The 15276-nt window shown below is 61.2% G+C and carries 17 protein-coding genes; 8 read left to right on the top strand and 9 right to left on the bottom strand.

From position 1 onward, the window contains the following. The first annotated feature begins 32 nt into the window (after positions 1–32). The 4 genes from EWE75_RS15910 to EWE75_RS15895 are packed head-to-tail and all read left to right on the top strand — an operon-like array spanning position 33 to position 3723. Positions 33–644, top strand: a complete 612-nt coding sequence (locus EWE75_RS15910; protein ID WP_130159084.1) for a malonic semialdehyde reductase — start codon at positions 33–35, stop codon at positions 642–644. Then, on the top strand, positions 641–1813 hold the full coding sequence (gene ribB / locus EWE75_RS15905; RefSeq protein WP_206364789.1) for a 3,4-dihydroxy-2-butanone-4-phosphate synthase: 1173 nt from the start codon (positions 641–643) through the stop codon (positions 1811–1813). Before EWE75_RS15910 ends, ribB begins: the two co-directional genes overlap by 4 nt. A 1-nt stretch (position 1814) precedes the next feature. Next, positions 1815–2291, top strand: a complete 477-nt coding sequence (locus EWE75_RS15900) for a flavin reductase family protein (protein ID WP_130159083.1) — start codon at positions 1815–1817, stop codon at positions 2289–2291. Then, positions 2245–3723, top strand: a complete 1479-nt coding sequence (locus tag EWE75_RS15895) for an amidohydrolase family protein (RefSeq protein WP_231708389.1) — start codon at positions 2245–2247, stop codon at positions 3721–3723. Before EWE75_RS15900 ends, EWE75_RS15895 begins: the two co-directional genes overlap by 47 nt. A gap of 16 nt (positions 3724–3739) precedes the next feature. Here the strand turns inward: EWE75_RS15895 and EWE75_RS15890 are convergent, their stop codons facing one another. Both EWE75_RS15890 and EWE75_RS15885 read right to left on the bottom strand, forming a co-directional pair. Next, the gene (locus tag EWE75_RS15890; protein WP_206364786.1) at positions 3740–4306 is read right to left on the bottom strand and encodes a GNAT family N-acetyltransferase; all 567 of its coding nucleotides are present in this window, start codon (positions 4304–4306) and stop codon (positions 3740–3742) included. Between the two features lie 164 nt (positions 4307–4470). Then, positions 4471–5583 carry an aromatic ring-hydroxylating dioxygenase subunit alpha gene (locus tag EWE75_RS15885; RefSeq protein WP_165388413.1) on the bottom strand — a complete coding sequence of 371 codons (1113 nt, stop codon included), beginning with the start codon at positions 5581–5583 and terminating at the stop codon, positions 4471–4473. Between the two features lie 603 nt (positions 5584–6186). On the opposite strand from EWE75_RS15885, the gene EWE75_RS15880 reads away from it, so the two are divergent. The 4 genes from EWE75_RS15880 (at position 6187) to EWE75_RS15865 (ending at position 9383) form a co-directional block, all read left to right on the top strand. Beyond that, entirely contained in the window at positions 6187–6534 is a 348-nt protein-coding gene (locus tag EWE75_RS15880; RefSeq protein ID WP_130159081.1) for a putative quinol monooxygenase, read from the top strand. A gap of 38 nt (positions 6535–6572) precedes the next feature. Beyond that, a complete protein-coding gene (locus EWE75_RS15875) occupies positions 6573–6905 on the top strand; it encodes a DoxX family protein (RefSeq protein WP_130159080.1) in 333 nt (110 codons plus the stop codon). Positions 6906–7041: 136 nt separating this feature from the next. After that, entirely contained in the window at positions 7042–8211 is a 1170-nt protein-coding gene (locus tag EWE75_RS15870; protein WP_231708388.1) for an LLM class flavin-dependent oxidoreductase, read from the top strand. 269 nt (positions 8212–8480) lie between these two features. Next, positions 8481–9383, top strand: coding sequence for an AraC family transcriptional regulator (locus EWE75_RS15865; protein ID WP_130159079.1), 903 nt, complete (start codon positions 8481–8483; stop codon positions 9381–9383). A gap of 295 nt (positions 9384–9678) precedes the next feature. Here the strand turns inward: EWE75_RS15865 and EWE75_RS15860 are convergent. The 7 genes from EWE75_RS15860 to EWE75_RS15830 form a co-directional block, all read right to left on the bottom strand. Further along, positions 9679–10808, bottom strand: a protein-coding gene (locus EWE75_RS15860; protein ID WP_130159078.1) for an IS3 family transposase whose coding sequence is annotated in 2 segments (ribosomal slippage) — positions 9679–10547 and positions 10547–10808 — 1131 coding nt in all. Because the reading frame shifts where the segments join, the coding sequence is not laid out codon by codon here. Positions 10809–10940: 132 nt separating this feature from the next. Then, the gene (locus EWE75_RS15855; RefSeq protein ID WP_130159077.1) at positions 10941–11297 is read right to left on the bottom strand and encodes a nuclear transport factor 2 family protein; all 357 of its coding nucleotides are present in this window, start codon (positions 11295–11297) and stop codon (positions 10941–10943) included. Between the two features lie 7 nt (positions 11298–11304). Beyond that, positions 11305–11727: a RidA family protein gene (locus EWE75_RS15850; RefSeq protein ID WP_130159076.1), complete on the bottom strand. Its 423-nt coding sequence runs from the start codon at positions 11725–11727 to the stop codon at positions 11305–11307. Then, entirely contained in the window at positions 11724–12500 is a 777-nt protein-coding gene (locus tag EWE75_RS15845) for a 2-keto-4-pentenoate hydratase (RefSeq protein ID WP_130159075.1), read from the bottom strand. The genes EWE75_RS15850 and EWE75_RS15845 overlap by 4 nt, the downstream gene beginning before the upstream one ends. Further along, positions 12497–13531 (bottom strand): 4-hydroxy-2-oxovalerate aldolase, encoded by a 1035-nt coding sequence (gene dmpG / locus EWE75_RS15840; RefSeq protein WP_130159074.1) that lies wholly within the window; start codon positions 13529–13531, stop codon positions 12497–12499. Before dmpG ends, EWE75_RS15845 begins: the two co-directional genes overlap by 4 nt. Further along, a complete protein-coding gene (locus tag EWE75_RS15835) occupies positions 13528–14478 on the bottom strand; it encodes an acetaldehyde dehydrogenase (acetylating) (RefSeq protein ID WP_130159073.1) in 951 nt (316 codons plus the stop codon). Before EWE75_RS15835 ends, dmpG begins: the two co-directional genes overlap by 4 nt. After that, a complete protein-coding gene (locus EWE75_RS15830; RefSeq protein ID WP_130159072.1) occupies positions 14475–15266 on the bottom strand; it encodes a 2-keto-4-pentenoate hydratase in 792 nt (263 codons plus the stop codon). Before EWE75_RS15830 ends, EWE75_RS15835 begins: the two co-directional genes overlap by 4 nt. Between the last annotated feature and the right edge of the window lie 10 nt (positions 15267–15276).

The raw sequence follows: 15276 nt of genomic DNA, 5'->3' as shown, positions 1-15276 counted from the left end.
CCTCCAAGGTTGAGCGGCAAGCGGGAGCAGTGATGAGCAAGCAAGAACAAGACGTTGAGCGCGGAGCAAGCGAAGCCAGTTTGGACCTGCTCTTCAAGTCGGCCAGGAGCTACAACGGCTACCTCGATCATCCGATTGCAGATGGGTTGCTAGAGCAGGTATGGGAACTAGCCAGTCTCGGACCGACATCCGCCAACATGTCGCCAGCCCGCATTGTTTGGGTCCGCAGCGAAGAAGCTCGGGAGAAACTCGCCGGGCTTGCGTCGAGCACCAACGGCAAAAAGATCCGGCAGGCACCAGTTACCGCGATCATCGGCATGGATTATGATTTCGCCGATAAGCTGCTGTATCTCTTTCCTCACGTCGATGCGCGCTCATGGTTCACGGGCACTCCCGAGATCGTCGCGACCAATGCGATGCGCAATTCGACCTTGCAGGGGGCCTATCTGATCATGGCTGCCCGAGCGCTTGGGCTCGACACCGGGCCGATGTCCGGGTTCGACAATGATGCTGTCGATCAGGCGTTTTTTGCGGGCACGAACATTCGGTCTAACTTCATCATCACGCTTGGCTATGGCGATCCGTCGAGCATCTTTCCCCGGCTTCCCCGGCTTTCATTTGATGAGGCGACATGGTCAGCATGACGCACGCTCGACATACACCCTTCGCGATGCCCTCCCCGGCCCTCTCCTCGGCCGAAGAGATCATCAATGAGGCCCGTAACGGCCGCATGTTCATTCTCGTCGATGACGAGGATCGCGAAAATGAGGGCGATCTCATTGTCCCAGCACAGATGGCAACGCCCGATGCGATCAATTTCATGGCCACCTGCGGCCGTGGCCTAATCTGCCTCGCTCTTACGAAGGCGCGCGCCGACCAGCTAAACCTGGATCCCATGGCGACGAGCAATGGAACGCGCCACGAGACGGCATTTACCGTCTCGATCGAGGCGCGGCAAGGAGTCTCGACCGGCATCTCGGCAGGTGACCGCGCACGGACAATCGCCGTCGCGATCGACGCCGCGCATGGGCCCGAAGACGTTGTCTCACCCGGGCACATCTTTCCCCTCGTGGCGCGTCCGGGAGGCGTCCTCGTACGTGCCGGCCATACCGAAGCGGCGGTCGACGTCGCCCGGCTGGCCGGCCTGAACGCGTCCGGCGTCATTTGCGAGATCATGAACGAAGACGGCACCATGGCGCGCCTCGACGACCTGATCGCCTTCTCGCAACGCCACGCTCTGAAGCTTGGTACGATCCGCGATCTGATCGCCTACCGGCGCCGGCACGACCGTACCGTCGTCAAGGCCGCAGAGACCGAATTCCTCAGCCACTTCGGCGGCCAGTGGAGGATGATGAGCTTCCGCAACGACGCCGTCGGCAGCCAGACGATCGCGCTGGTCAAAGGTGATATCAAACCCGACCGCCCGACACTCGTGCGCATGCATCAGCTCGACCTGTTCAGCGATACTCTGGGTGAGATCGGCGACCGAACCGGCCTTCTACAATCCGCGATGCAGACGATTGAACGAGAGGGCAACGGCGTCGTCGTCGTTATCAACCGCAGTTTTGGCGACCTCGGTGGCGCAATCGCAGAGCGTCAACGCCAGATCCGCGGCGAGACCTCCGATCCAGGCGAATTACGCGACTATGGCACCGGCGCGCAGGTTCTGACCGAGCTTGGCATTCACGACATAATTCTTCTTTCGACCACACCGCACAGCCCGGTAGCTCTCGCAGGCTATGGCTTGACGATCGTCGAAGAGCGCCCACTGAAAGGCTTCGTGCCGCACCTCGTCACGGGAAGGCACCCCTAGGATGGCACTCGATCAGGATTTCAAACTGGCGATGCGCCGCCTTGCAGCGACGGTCAACATCATCACCATTCGGGACGGCGACCGGCCGATGGGGATGGCCGCGACTGCGGTATCGTCGCTCGCGGCTGATCCGCCAAGCCTGCTAGTCTGTGTCAATCAGACAGCGTCGATGCACAATCTTCTCATCGAGGCCGAAGCCTTCTGCATCAACATCCTTCATCAGGACCAGCACGACGTCGCAACCGTGTTTTCCGACACGAAAATGCGCGATGCCCGCTTCGCGACCGGCCAATGGGAACACCGCGAGGATGCTCCGCCTTACCTGCTCGATGCCCAAGCCGTGCTGCTGTGTGAGCGTCGCCAGCTGATCACATTCGCCACGCACACGATCTGTATTGGCGCTGTCCGCGAAATCCGTCTGAGGGACGATATTGACCCCCTTCTCTACGTTGACGGCCGCTTCGCGCGCGCCGGCTAATTTCAAGCCGATAGTCTCCATTCAAGCAGAGGTGATCATGACCCAAGACAGCGACAAGCGATCCGTCGACATCCTCATAACCGCCGGGTGCATCGTTACCGTCGACGCCGAGCGCCGCATCATCCGTGACGGCGCGATCGCGATCGATGGCTCCGACATCGTCGCCGTCGGTCCACGCGCGGAGATCACCGCCAAGTTTTCCGGCAAGAGGCATATCGACGCGCCGGCCGGTCTCGTCACTCCCGGATTGATCGACAGCCACAACCACCCCGTCGATTATCTCATCAAAGGGCTCGTCGACGACACGCCGCAACTCATTCGCCTGCGCGATCGCGTCATCCCCTACGAGGATGGGATCACGGACGAGGAAGCATATGCGTCCGCCTGCGCAACCTATGTCGAGATGCTTCGGCTGGGAACGACCTGCTTCGTGGACGGTGCGAGCCCGCAGCCCAACGCCGTGGCTCGCGCGGCCGAGGAGTTCGGAATTCGCGGCATCGTCACCTACCGGGTGATGGATGTCGCAGGGCCGTTTGGCGGGCACGTCGACGATACCCAGACGGCGATCGAGCGCGCCGACGAAGTCGTCGATCGCTGGCACGGCGCCGCTGACGGGCGCCTGCGCGCATGCTACGACATCGACATCCTCCCGGCGGTCAGCGACGAGCTTGCGACGATGGTGCTCGACCACGCCAAGGCGCGAGGGGTCGGCATAGTTTCGCACTTCATTGGACGGCAGCCACCCGCCGGCGAGCCCGAAATGACAACCAATCCCGATATCCAACGGCTGAAGCGCCTGGGCCTGCTCGGCCCGCACATGATGCTCGCACACATTGGTTGGATTCCTCAGGCCGACGTGGAGTTGCTCGCGGAGACCGGCACGAACATTGCCCATTGTCCGGGTTCGAGCCTCGTCGGCGGCAACGGCTGGGTCGCACACGGCGTGATTCCAGACCTCGTCGCTGCCGGCGCGAAAGTGGTTCTCGGCACAGACGCCATCGCGATCGCGCGTACCCAAGATATGGCGCGAATGATGCAGTTTGCGGCCTGCACCCATAAGGACGTTCGTCGCGATCCCACGATCATGAACCCGCACCACGTTTTCGAGATGGCGACCATCAAGGGCGCTGAGGCTGTCGGTTGGGACGATCGGATCGGCTCACTGGAGGTCGGAAAGGCGGCCGATTTGGCGATCTTCGATACCAGCGGGCCGCATTGGTGGCCCGAGCCCTTCGCGAACCCGGTTGCCGATTTCGTCTATGGCGGTTCAGCTCGCGACGCGCAGACGGTGATCGTCGATGGGCGCATCCTGATGGACGATGGAATCCTCATCGACGTCGATCTCGATGCGATCGGAAAGTTGGTCCTGCAGGCCAAGAAAAGCAGCTTCGAACGTCACGGGTTCGAACTGGCCGGGGGGTGGCCGAAATGAGGTTGGCGTCCGTGTTTTAAAGGAGGACGGGCCGCGCCGGTGCCAACGGGTGCGGCCCATCGCTGAAGACCGTGTAGTCAGCCGAATCGAAGAAAAAGCGCGACACAGGCTTCATTCCAAGCGACTCATGCGCGTTGCGAGATGCCGTATTGTCTTCGCGAATGAACAGCACGGCCTCAAGACCGCTGAAGCGTAGGCGCAGCGCGTCGTACAGCAATCGCAGCAGCCCCCGACCTCGCTCGGACGCGTCAATGCAGACAGGTCCGTAAACATAACGGTCGCGCCCTCCCGGGTATGCCGCCAGCATGGCGGTGATGATCGGGGGATGCGGGCTGGTAAGCGATAGGCCGAAGAGGACGCCGACGACCTTCCCGCCGCGAACCGCGACGACAGCCTGGGCGCCTTCGCCAAAGCTCATCGCCTCCACCTTTTCTTGCGGATATTCTCCGAACAAGGCGCCCCCCCGGGACGCCGCGTTGGATTGCAGAAGGGCCGCGACCTGATCCGCATCACCGCGATCGATCGGACGAATGCAAATACCGGAGGGGGTATTCGTGCCGTTCGTAGCGTTGTCACCGGTCATCTGTCGAACATCCTTACTGCACGCCCGGCCCCAGAAAATTCCCCGGTGCGGCAGCCGTCCCACCGGATCCGCCACAGTGACATCGACGCCATTGCGAGCGATTTGCAGGGAGACGATCCCGCCTGATCGTCACGGCCCGCGCGGGAATCGGGAGGAGCCGCGGCTTATATGTCTATCGCGATGTCCACGTCCGACGCGGGAAGCTGTGGTGCCAACTGCAGTTCGGTGAATTTGATGTGGACCGGTTGGCCACTGGCCTGCTCCTTGAGCAACCGGTCGAGCACCCGCATGGCGTGCTGGGCCCCGGCATCGGCCTTTGTCGAAAAGCGCGATGTCGGTCGGCCGGGATCAGCCGAAATGGCCGCCTGCTGCGCCTCGAAGATCACGACATCCTCTTCGAAGGTCGCCTTGATCTGACTGACGACAAAGTCGGTAACAGCCTCGTCGCCCGGGTCATGTGCCTGGGCGTGCCCCCAGAAGTAATGCGTCGTCGTGGCGGTCTCGGGCGTGACTGCGTTGAGGTTGCGCCAGTCCAGGCGGCGGAGGATCTGATCGCCCTGCCGCTGCACCGCGCCCGTGTAGAGACGGCAAAAGGACGGCGGTGCATAGTGCACGATCATCCAGCGATCGACAGGGCCATCGAAAGCGACCGAAGCGCGGTAGCTCGGAGGCGGCTGGACGTCCCGCATGATGTGCGTGACCTTCACCTCGCGATCGCCTCGCTCGAAAGTGACGCCTGCCTGCTTTACGACAGCGGCGTTGCCTATGGTTCGTCCGTGAACGAAGGTCAGGTGTGTGAGATCAAGCAGGTTCTCGACGATCAGGCGGTAATTCGCCTTTACGTGAACATAGTTGGTGCGCGCGCCCCAGCCCGGCGCATCGAGCCAATGATAATCGGGGATCTCATTGTCGTCGGCGAGAGCCGGATCCCCCATCCAGATCCAGATGCAGCCATGGCGCGAACGGACCGGATAGGCACGCACAACGGCGTTTGCGGGAATGTGCTCCTGTCCGGGTATCTCCGTGCAGCGACCCGTGTCGTCGAACACCATGCCGTGATAGCCGCAGCGCAAGCTGCAGCCCTCGATCATGCCCATATGCAGCGGCAGGCTTTTGTGGCAGCAGCGATCTTCCAGCGCGATCACCTGTCCTGCCGAGCCGCGGAAAAACGCAATTGGCTCCCCACAGATCGTACGTGCAAAAATGGTATCCGTGGCTAGTTCTGCTTCGATTGCCGCGACATACCAACTGTCCATGATAAAAATAGACGCGTTCATCCTAATGCTCCTTGCATTTGCCGCGCAACTCCGGGTCTCAAAAAACTTACTGCGCCGTCCCGGGCGTCCCATCGCGACGCTGCTGTAACCGGCCGATCGACCCGATCGCCTTTGCCAAAACCCTTCAAAGTCCCGGAACCCGGCCGTCGACCGGCGCCATCCTTCGGATTAGAACTTGCAGCTGACACGGACGGCGCCACAGCGGACGAAAGCCGGTGTCGCCGTTTGGTCCGTCACTGGCATCCTGCGCGCGATGCACTGAGCGTAAAACCGGAAATCCGCGCGAGAACATAATAAACGCCACCCCTCCCCTTCGGGCCTGTCCGTCTCATTAACGGCCTTCGCGCGATCCCTTGCCGAGCCCGAATTGCTGGATCACCCTCAACAGATCGAAACGCCCAAACCATGGCGAGTAGTCGACACGAAGCTGCGGGTTCAGACGCGGCAAAGTCTTTCATATTCCTGCTACCCGAAGGTCATGGCGTACCGGCTCTCCCACCCCTTGGTTCTCCGGTCATTGTAGATTGCCGCAGAATTCCGAAAGCCGGGTTGCGATCGGCGCCGCATCATCTGCAACGTCCACCGGGGCCAAGGGAGAGAGCAATGTCGAGCGCCGTCCAGTTGTTTATTGAACTCGATCTTATCGAGGAGAAGGAAGCGGAGTTCGAAGCGGCGTTTCGCGAAGTCGTCGATCTCGCGGAGAAGAATCAGGTTCGCCTCAGTTACGACTTCTATCGCGATCCAAGCGCGCCGACCAAAATTTATGCGATCGAGAAGCATGAGGACGCGGATTCGCTCGCACGCCACTTCCAGGTGGCCATGCCGGCACTCCAGAAGGCGTGGGCTTGCGCGAGACCGGTGCGAACGCTGATCCTGGGTGATCTACCCGGCCATCTGAAGACGATGATGGAGCAGAATGGGTGTATCGTCGTCCCAACCTGGCTCGAATGATGACGTCGCAGCGATAGCGCTGGCAGGAGCAAATATCGATGATCCACACATCCGAGCCGCTGCAGATCTGGGCTACTTACGCGATCGCGGCCGTCTTTCTGGCCGGGACCCTCGTCAATCTGATCGGCCCTGCCGGAATCCGACGCGAATATGCGCATTGGGGCTATCCGGAGTCGTTCCGGTTCGTCACCGCTGCGCTTGAAGCTGCGGCTTTGGTATTGATCCTCATCCCTGCGACACGCGTCGTTGGCCTCGCCCTTGGCGCGCTGATCATGCTGGCGGCAATCGGAACGTTGTTTCGAGCCCGGCAGTTTGCTCACGCCATCCCTGCGGGCGTTGTGCTTGTCGTCAATGTCCTTCTGATCTGGTGAGACCACTCACCGAACCCCTGTAAATGCCGCACCGAAGCGAAAGAACGCGCTGAAAAGTCAGATCATCGCCGCTTCGCCAGGCCCGATTACTACCAGCATCCCACAATGCCGCCGAACATACGTGCGGATCACAGCAATGGCCGACCAGGCCGATGATGGAGCAATGAGTATTATGAGCGAGATTCGCCCCCCCAAACCCAACCTCCTTCGCGACAGTGCGAACCGTATCAAGCTCGGGGTGTTCGCGACGAACGGCGGCGCGGCGTTCACCCATCACCCGGATCGGTTCGACGGCGATTGGGAAACTCAGGTTCGGATCGCCAAGCACGCCGACGAGCTTGGCATCGAGGGTTTCATCTCCGCGTCGCGCTGGAAGCCGTTCGGCGGCGATCAACATTATTCCGGCGACCTTATGGAGACCTATACGTGGGCTGCCGCCATTGCAGCATCGACCCAGCGCATCGCCGTGATGAGCACGGTCCACATGACCATTATTCATCCGGTCATCGCCGCCAAGATGGCGACCACCGTCGATATTGTGTCCAATGGCCGAGCCGGTATGAATCTCGTGTGCGGATGGTATCCCGCCGAAGTTGCGATGTTCGATGAGGAGATCAAGCCGCACGCCGACCGATATGCGCTCGCCGACGAATGGGTCGAGATCTTCGACCGCCTCTACGCGGAGACGAAGAGCTTCGATTATAACGGCGAGTATTATAAACTTCGCGGTGCGATCAACCAACCCCGCCCGGTGCAAAACCGTCCGCTGTTTATGAATGCTGGTGGATCGCCGCGCGGAACGGAGTTCGCCGCCAAGAACGCAGATATTGCGTTCATCCTTGCGCAGAGCACCGATCCCTTGAAGATCAAGGCGCAAGTCGACCAATATCGTCATCTTGCCCGCGAAAAATACGGTAAGGAGATCCAGATCGGGATCTCCACGTATGTGGTCCAGCGCGATACGCGCCAGGCAGCAGAGGCTTACGTACACGATTATGTCGTGACGCAAGGCGATGACGCCGCTGTCGCGGAGTTCATCGAGATCAACGTGGCCAATGCCAAGACGATGCCGGATGGCGTCATCCAGCAGATGAGCTTCGCTCTCAAGGCGGGCTACGGCGGTTTCCCGCTCGTCGGAACCGCCGAAGACATCGCGAATTCCATCAAAGCTCTCTCCGACGCGGGCATCGATACGATCCTTCTCACCTGGACCGACTACGAAGGGGGACTGCGAGCGTTCGGGAAGGACGTGCTTCCCCGTCTCGAGCAGATGGGCCTGCGCGAGCCGATCGCCGCAACAGCGTAACTGGATGGGCTGTCGCCCCACCGATGCGGTACTTGAAGAGGGGGCACCGATCCGTCGGGATCCGTGCCCCCTTTCGTCAATCTTGACCAAGCCAAAAGGATACTTTAGAGATAAACCATTATAGGTTGAATCTCGGCGGAGATTGGGACGACCGGTGAGCGGGTTCTGCTCGGTTGAAGCCTCGAATCTCTTGGTCGCGTGCAACAGCACGTACGCCGGAGCTTTCGGATGCTATCGCCGCCAGACCGGGCGGACGAGGAGCCAGACCGATGCTTGATTTTTTTCAGACCGAGGCTTTCGCCGAGCTGCCGATGACCTTTGCCTCGAAGCGAGCCGATCCGGTTCGCGGACTGGCGGACGCGCCATGGAGTGCGGCACACGCCTTAGGCTATATTTCCTATTATCCGAACCGGTTCGCTCAAGCGCATATCAAGCTCAACCACCATCTGATCGGTTTTGAGTTCGAACCGGGCATCGTCCGGGTTCAACTCGATACCGGGCCGACAATCGACCGGATCACGAAATCCCGCTCCTTCTACTTTGTCCCAGCGGGAACGAAGGTTGAAGTCCGCAAGGAACATATGTGCGAAAATCTGCTGATCACGCTGGATCCTCAGATCTGCGAGCGCATTATCCCGGGTCTCTCATTGCTACCGATGATCGAGAACCTCGAAGCCGATGCGATCTCGCGCCTTGCATTCGATTTTCGGCGCTCCCTGCTTATGGGACAGCTCGCTCCCGACGCCGTTCGCAATTTGGTGGATGCATTCCTCTCCACTCTGCGGGAAAGCATTGGGAAAGCCCCTCCGACGCAATCACCGATCGTGATTTCCTCTATGCGCATCAAACGCGCGCTCGATTACATCGACGAGAATTATGCCGCCAACGTCTCGGTCGAGGATATCGCGTCGGCCGCGGGCGGCATAAGTGCGTTTCACTTCGCGCACGTATTTCGGACCGCAATCGGTCGTGCGCCGTATCAATGCGTCGTGGGGCGGAAACTCCATCAGGCCAGGATACTGCTTTCGGAGACTTCAGAGGAAATCGCAAAGATCGCCTACGTGGCGGGCTTTGCGAGCCAGGCACACATGACCGAAACCTTCTCGCGGCGGGTCGGCATCACGCCACTCCAGTTCAGGCGCATGTCTCGAACTTACTTTGCGGCAGCATAGGGCGCGGGTGAGCCCGCCCGCCACCGACAGATCCGGCTGCCCGGCCCAGTAGGTCGGGAAGGAATAAGCGTATTTCGATCGATTGGAGCGCCGAGGATGCGCCGGCGGTCGCTTCATTCGCCGTCGACAAGCTGACGCGAAAGCGGACGCGCCGACCACTTGCTCGGGCGCTTCGATGGTGCCGCTCACCACATCAGTCAGGAATTCGGGCATTGCAGCGATATGCGGGAACCAGAGGTGGCTCGGTTTGTCTGCACAGGCTCGCGGCTCGGATAAGTGGATTGCCGCTGGTTGATCATGCCGGTGCGAGAAGCGGCTGTTGGAAGTATATCTGGTCAGGCGTTCGGCCGCCAAGCGCGGAATGCGGTCGGACGGCATTGTAGAACGCCAGATAGCGGCCGATGCCTGCACGGGCCTCAGGCACCGTACCGTAGGCGTTGAGGTACACCTCCTCGTATTTCACCGAGCGCCAGAGGCGCTCCACGAACACATTGTCGCGCCAGCAGCCTTTGCCGTCCATGCTGATGGCGATCTTTTCGCGGTGGAGGACGGCGGTGAACGCCGTGCTCGTGAACTGCGAGCCCTGGTCGCTGTTGAAGATGGCGGGCTTGCCATAGCGGGCCAGCGCTTCCTCCAGCGCCTCGATGCAGAACGCAGCATCGAGCGAGATCGACACGCGCCATGCCAGCACGCGCCGAGTGAACCAGTCGACGACAGCGACGAGATAGACGAAGCCCCGCGCCATCGGCACGTAGGTGATATCCGTCGCCCAGACCTGGTTCGGCCGGGTCACCGCCAGCTTGCGCAGCAGATACGGATAAACCTTGTGGCCTGGTGCCGGCTTCGACGTGTTCGGCCGGCGGTACAGTGCCTCCAGCCATATCCGCTTCATCAGCGTCGCGACATGCAGCCGGCCCACCGCCATGCCCTCCTGCCGGAGCAGGTCGCGCAGCATTCGGTTGCCGGCGAACGGGTAGAGCAGGTGCAGCTCGTCGATCCGCCGCATGATCTTCAGATCGGCCGAAGATACGGCCCGCGGCAGATAGTAGATGCTGCCGCGGCTGATGCCGAGCTGCCGCGCCTGGCCGGTCAGCGGCAGCGCATGACCGCGGTCGATCATCGCTTTGCGCTCGGCAACAGACCTGCCTTCCCGAGCGCACCGGCCAAAAAATCATTCGCCAGCGCCAGTTCGCCGATCTTGGCGTGCAGCACCGTCACGTCGACTGCCGGCTCTACCGCGGCCGGCTCCGACCCGAACACGTCAGCCGCTCCCTCCAGCAGCCGTGCCCGCCACTGGTTGATGAGGTTCGGGTGCACGTCATATTGCTGTGCCAGCTCGGCCAGCGTCTTCTCGCCCTTCACGGCAGCAAGTGCCACTTTCGCCTTGAACGCAGGGCTGTGGTTACGCCAGGGTCGCTTGCTCATCTTGCCTTCTCCTTGCGGCCAGCATGGCCGCTGTCAGATCGGCAATCCACTTATCCCCGCTGTTCAATTTCCCCGAGCCACCTCTACCCTCCGATCTTCACAGCCGAATCGCAGGCGGCACGTCGCCCAGTATCACGTTGCGAGTTGGTCCATCACGATCCTGAAGCGAACGATCTTCTCGCCGCTGGCGTCGAATTCAAAAAAATCGATCAGCCGGGTATCCATCCTCGGCGCCCCGCGGCGTTCCCAGATATAGTCGAAGTGTGCGACGACTTTGCCTGGGTCCCCTTCCGCTCGATAGAGATCGCGGATCCGGATCTCGGTGCGGATCGTGTCAGCGAACAGCCGCTCGTAAAAGTTTTTCACAGCGACCGTGCCATAGACCGGCGATACAACGACGCCATCGGCCGCGAAGCAGGCGAGAACGCGCGTCAAATCACCCGCCTCCATTGCCATCAAGTAGCGGCGCACGACGCTATAGGATGTCACATGGCCCTCATCGTTGCGGAGCGTAGGCGACGGCCTTTATCTCGATCAGAAGCAGCGGGTGCGGCAGCTGGTGCACGGCGACCGTCGTCCGTGCGGGACCGGTCTCGTCAAAATATTCGGCCCAGACTTCGTTATATCCTTTGAAGTCATTCATATTCACCAGAAAGGTGCTCGCCTCCACCAAATCGGACAGCGTGGCGCCCTGGCTCTCGAGAATGTCGCGAATATTTTCGATCACGGCACGGGTCTGCGCCCGAATGTCCAGCGATGTTACCCCGAGAGCATCGACGCTGGCACCAGCGAAGCTGTTATCGGGAAGCCGTGAGCTCGTGCCGGACACGAAGAGCATGTCACCGCCACGTCGGATATGCGGAAAGCGGCCGCGCGGCTTGGCCTTGCCGGCGACGACACCAGTCGGGCCGCCGGTCACCGGTTGCCACCCGAATTTGCCACGGCGAATTCCACCCGGCCGATCGCCTGCGCCTCCAAACGAACATGCTGTCCGGGCGCGAGCGCTTCGGCCGCCGTCGCGCCACCGGCCATGACGATATCGCCGGCTTGCAGCGGCTCGCCAGCGGCCTCCGCCAGACGGGCTGCCGCAACGAGCGAACGGATCGGGTGGCCCATGATTGCGGCGGTCGATCCAATCTGCTTCGCGACACCGTTGATATCGAGGATCATGCCGAGATTGGAGAAGTCGATCGAGGGACTTGACCACGATCCGACGACGAACGCGGAGGACGAACTGTTGTCAGCCACAACGTCGGTGAGCGAGAATTTGAAATTCTCGTACCGACTGTCGATAATCTCAAGTGCTGGCGCAATTCCGTCGACCGCAGCGAGGGCTGCGACTGCCGTGACCTTGCCGGGCAACGGCGCCTTGAGAAGAAAAGCGATTTCAGGCTCGACACGCGGATGCACGAACCGACTGAAATCGATCGTCCCGCCGTCATCGACGAGCATCTCGTCGGTCAGGCGACCCCAGATCATCTCGTTGATGCCCATCTGCACCATCTTGGCGCGACTCGTGAAGCCCATCTTGATGCCGATGCGGCGCTCACCCCGCTCATACCGCCGGGCGATCGAAGCCTTCTGGATTTCATAAGCGCGTGCCAGCTCGAAGGGTTCACTGAGTTGCGGGACCGCAGTCGCATTCAGCTGAGCAGTGTCCAGCCGCTCGGCCAGGAGATCGACTTGGTTCATGCTTTTTCCTTCTGCTTCACCATGTCGAGCGCCACGTCGACGATCATATCTTCCTGTCCGCCGACCATCTTGCGACGGCCAAGTTCGATCAGGATCGCGCGCGTATCGAGACCATGGTCGGCCGCTGCTTTTTCCGCGTGGCGCAGGAAGCTTGAATAGACGCCAGCATAGCCGAGGCTGAGCGTCTCACGATCCACCCGCACCGGCCTGTCCTGCAGCGGCCGGACAAGATCCTCGGCCGCGTCCATCAGCGCGAACAAGTCGCAGCCGTGGTTCCAGCCATATACGTCAGCCGCCGCGATGAAGACTTCGAGCGGCGCGTTACCGGCGCCAGCTCCCATACCAGCAAGGCTGGCATCGACCCGGATTGCTCCATTCTGGACCGCGATGAGGCTGTTGGCGATCCCGAGCGCGAGGTTATGATGGGCGTGAACGCCGCGCTGGGTCTCAGGCTTGAGCACCCGGTCATAAGCCTGCAGCCGTGCCGCATATCCGTCCATGGTCAAGGCGCCGCCGCTGTCGGTGACATAGACGCAGTGCGCACCATAGCTTTCCATCAGCTGCGCCTGGTTCGCGAGCGGCTCAGGTTCCGACATGTGGCTCATCATAAGAAAGCCTGAGACGTCCATGCCGAGGCCGCGGGCATATTCGATATGTTGTTTGGAGACGTCGGCTTCGGTACAGTGGGTCGCAATACGAACCGAGCGTACACCGAGGTCACAAGCGCGCTTCAAGTCGTGAATAGTGCCGATCCCCGGAAGCAACAGCGTCGTCAGAACGCTATGCTCGAGAACCTCGGCGACTGCGCCGATCCAGTCCCAATCGGTATGTGCGCCGAAGCCATAATTGAACGAGGATCCCGACAGGCCATCGCCATGCGAGACCTCGATCGCATCGACCTTCGCGGTGTCGAGTGCCTTCGCGATCGCTTTTACATGATCCAGCCCATATTGGTGCCGGATCGCGTGCATGCCGTCGCGCAGCGTCACGTCCTGGATGTAGAGCTTCTGGCTTTTGGGATCGAAAGTCATGCGGCGATCCCTTCGCGGTTGCGCAGCACGATCTTCTCTGCGGTGCGCAGCGCTGCCGAGGTCATGATGTCGAGGTTGCCGGCATACGCGGGAAGATAGTGCGCCGCGCCCTCCACCTCGAGGAAGATGGTGACCTTGAGGCCGATGAACTCGGTTTGCCCGGTGTCGGCCATTTCGGGAATGCGCAGAGGGCGGTTCGAGCCGATATGCTCGAACTGCACCGCCTGCTTGAGGCGATAGCCCGGGACATAGGTCTTGACCTCGGCGACCATCGCCTCGACCGACGCGGTGATTTGCGCCTGATCGGCATCCTCACAGAGGCAATAGACGGTATCGCGCATGATAAGCGGCGGCTCTGCCGGATTGAGGACGATGATCGCCTTGCCGCGTTCTGCCCCGCCGACCTCGACGATCGCCTGGCTTGTCGTCTCGGTGAACTCGTCGATATTGGCGCGGGTGCCTGGTCCTGCGCTCTTCGATGCAATGGAGGCGACGATCTCGGCGTAGCGAACCTTCGCCACACGGCCGACTGCAGCCACCATCGGAATGGTCGCCTGTCCGCCGCAAGTCACCATGTTGACATTGCGCGCATCGAGGTGCGCATCACCGTTGACCGGCGGGATCGTGTAAGGACCGATTGCAGCCGGCGTGAGATCGATCACCCGCTTGCCCGCAGCCAACAGCAGCTCCGAGTGTCGCTTATGTGCACCCGCTGACGTGGCGTCGAAGACAATCTCGATGTCCTCAAACTCAGGCATCGCCATCAGCCCCTCGATCCCGCCCGCGGTTATCGGCACGCCAAGACGGCGCGCACGCTGGAGGCCGTCCGAGTTTGGATCGATCCCCACGAACACGCCCATTTCCAGCACCTCGGAAAGGCGCATCACCTTGATCATCAGGTCGGTGCCGATGTTGCCCGAGCCTATGATTGCTACCTTGGTCTTCATGACGCCTTCCCGAAACTTACGCGGACGCTGCCCAGACCGCTGATCCTCGCCTCGACGCTGTCGCCGGGTGACACCGCCATCATCGGCCCGAGCGCGCCCGAAAGGATCACGTCCCCCTTTTGCAACGGACGGCCAACCTCGGCCATTTTCGCCGCCAGCCAGCCGAGGGCATGAAGCGGATTGCCGAGACAGGCCGCGCCGGCACCGAACGAAGTGGGTTCCCCGTTCTTCTCGAGGACCATGCCGCAGAGACGCAGATCCAGGTCGGCAAGCGACACGGGTTTGGTCCCCAGCACGAACAACGCCGACGACGCATTGTCCGCGACGGTATCGACGATGCGGATGTTCCACTCGGCTATACGACTATCCACGATCTCGATCGCGGGCAGCGCGTAGGCGACACAGTCGATCAACTCTGCGCTGGTCAGGCGAGCCACGTCTGGCGTGCGGGCCATCACGAACGCCACCTCTGCTTCGACCTTCGGCTGAAGCAGACGGCCAGGGGCAACCGTCTCGCCATCCGCCACGGCCATGTCAGCGAAGATATGACCGAAATCGGGCTGATCGACGCCTAACTGGGACTGCACGGTTTTCGCAGTGAGCCCTATTTTGGCGCCGACGAGGGTGCGGCCTTCTTTCTCCCAATGCGCCGTGTTGGCCGCCTGAATGGCATATGCGTCCTCGATCGACGCCTCGGGCAATGCCTCCCGGATCGGCGTCATGGGGCGGCCACTGGTGTAGCAGTCGCGCAGCTTGGCTGCGATGCTGTCGAATGAGGACTGGTTCATCTGTGTCTGC

Origin of the sequence: Sphingomonas populi, assembly GCF_004208535.1 — a bacterium.
Lineage (GTDB): Bacteria > Pseudomonadota > Alphaproteobacteria > Sphingomonadales > Sphingomonadaceae > Sphingomonas > Sphingomonas populi.
The sequence above is the reverse complement of the archived record's forward strand: the minus strand, read 5'-3'. Positions and strand labels throughout refer to the sequence as shown.

Excerpts from the sequence above, each read along its gene's own strand:
- EWE75_RS15845 (WP_130159075.1), bottom strand. The coding sequence starts at position 12,500 with ATGAACCAAGTCGATCTCCTGGCCGAGCGGCTGGACACTGCTCAGCTG.
- EWE75_RS15875 (WP_130159080.1), top strand. The coding sequence starts at position 6,573 with ATGATCCACACATCCGAGCCGCTGCAGATCTGGGCTACTTACGCGATC.
- EWE75_RS15885 (WP_165388413.1), bottom strand. The coding sequence starts at position 5,583 with ATGAACGCGTCTATTTTTATCATGGACAGTTGGTATGTCGCGGCAATC.
- EWE75_RS15900 (WP_130159083.1), top strand. The coding sequence starts at position 1,815 with ATGGCACTCGATCAGGATTTCAAACTGGCGATGCGCCGCCTTGCAGCG.
- EWE75_RS15880 (WP_130159081.1), top strand. The coding sequence starts at position 6,187 with ATGTCGAGCGCCGTCCAGTTGTTTATTGAACTCGATCTTATCGAGGAG.
- EWE75_RS15865 (WP_130159079.1), top strand. The coding sequence starts at position 8,481 with ATGCTTGATTTTTTTCAGACCGAGGCTTTCGCCGAGCTGCCGATGACC.
- EWE75_RS15870 (WP_231708388.1), top strand. The coding sequence starts at position 7,042 with ATGGCCGACCAGGCCGATGATGGAGCAATGAGTATTATGAGCGAGATT.
- ribB (WP_206364789.1), top strand. The coding sequence starts at position 641 with ATGACGCACGCTCGACATACACCCTTCGCGATGCCCTCCCCGGCCCTC.
- EWE75_RS15830 (WP_130159072.1), bottom strand. The coding sequence starts at position 15,266 with ATGAACCAGTCCTCATTCGACAGCATCGCAGCCAAGCTGCGCGACTGC.
- EWE75_RS15910 (WP_130159084.1), top strand. The coding sequence starts at position 33 with ATGAGCAAGCAAGAACAAGACGTTGAGCGCGGAGCAAGCGAAGCCAGT.
- EWE75_RS15890 (WP_206364786.1), bottom strand. The coding sequence starts at position 4,306 with ATGACCGGTGACAACGCTACGAACGGCACGAATACCCCCTCCGGTATT.
- EWE75_RS15835 (WP_130159073.1), bottom strand. The coding sequence starts at position 14,478 with ATGAAGACCAAGGTAGCAATCATAGGCTCGGGCAACATCGGCACCGAC.
- dmpG (WP_130159074.1), bottom strand. The coding sequence starts at position 13,531 with ATGACTTTCGATCCCAAAAGCCAGAAGCTCTACATCCAGGACGTGACG.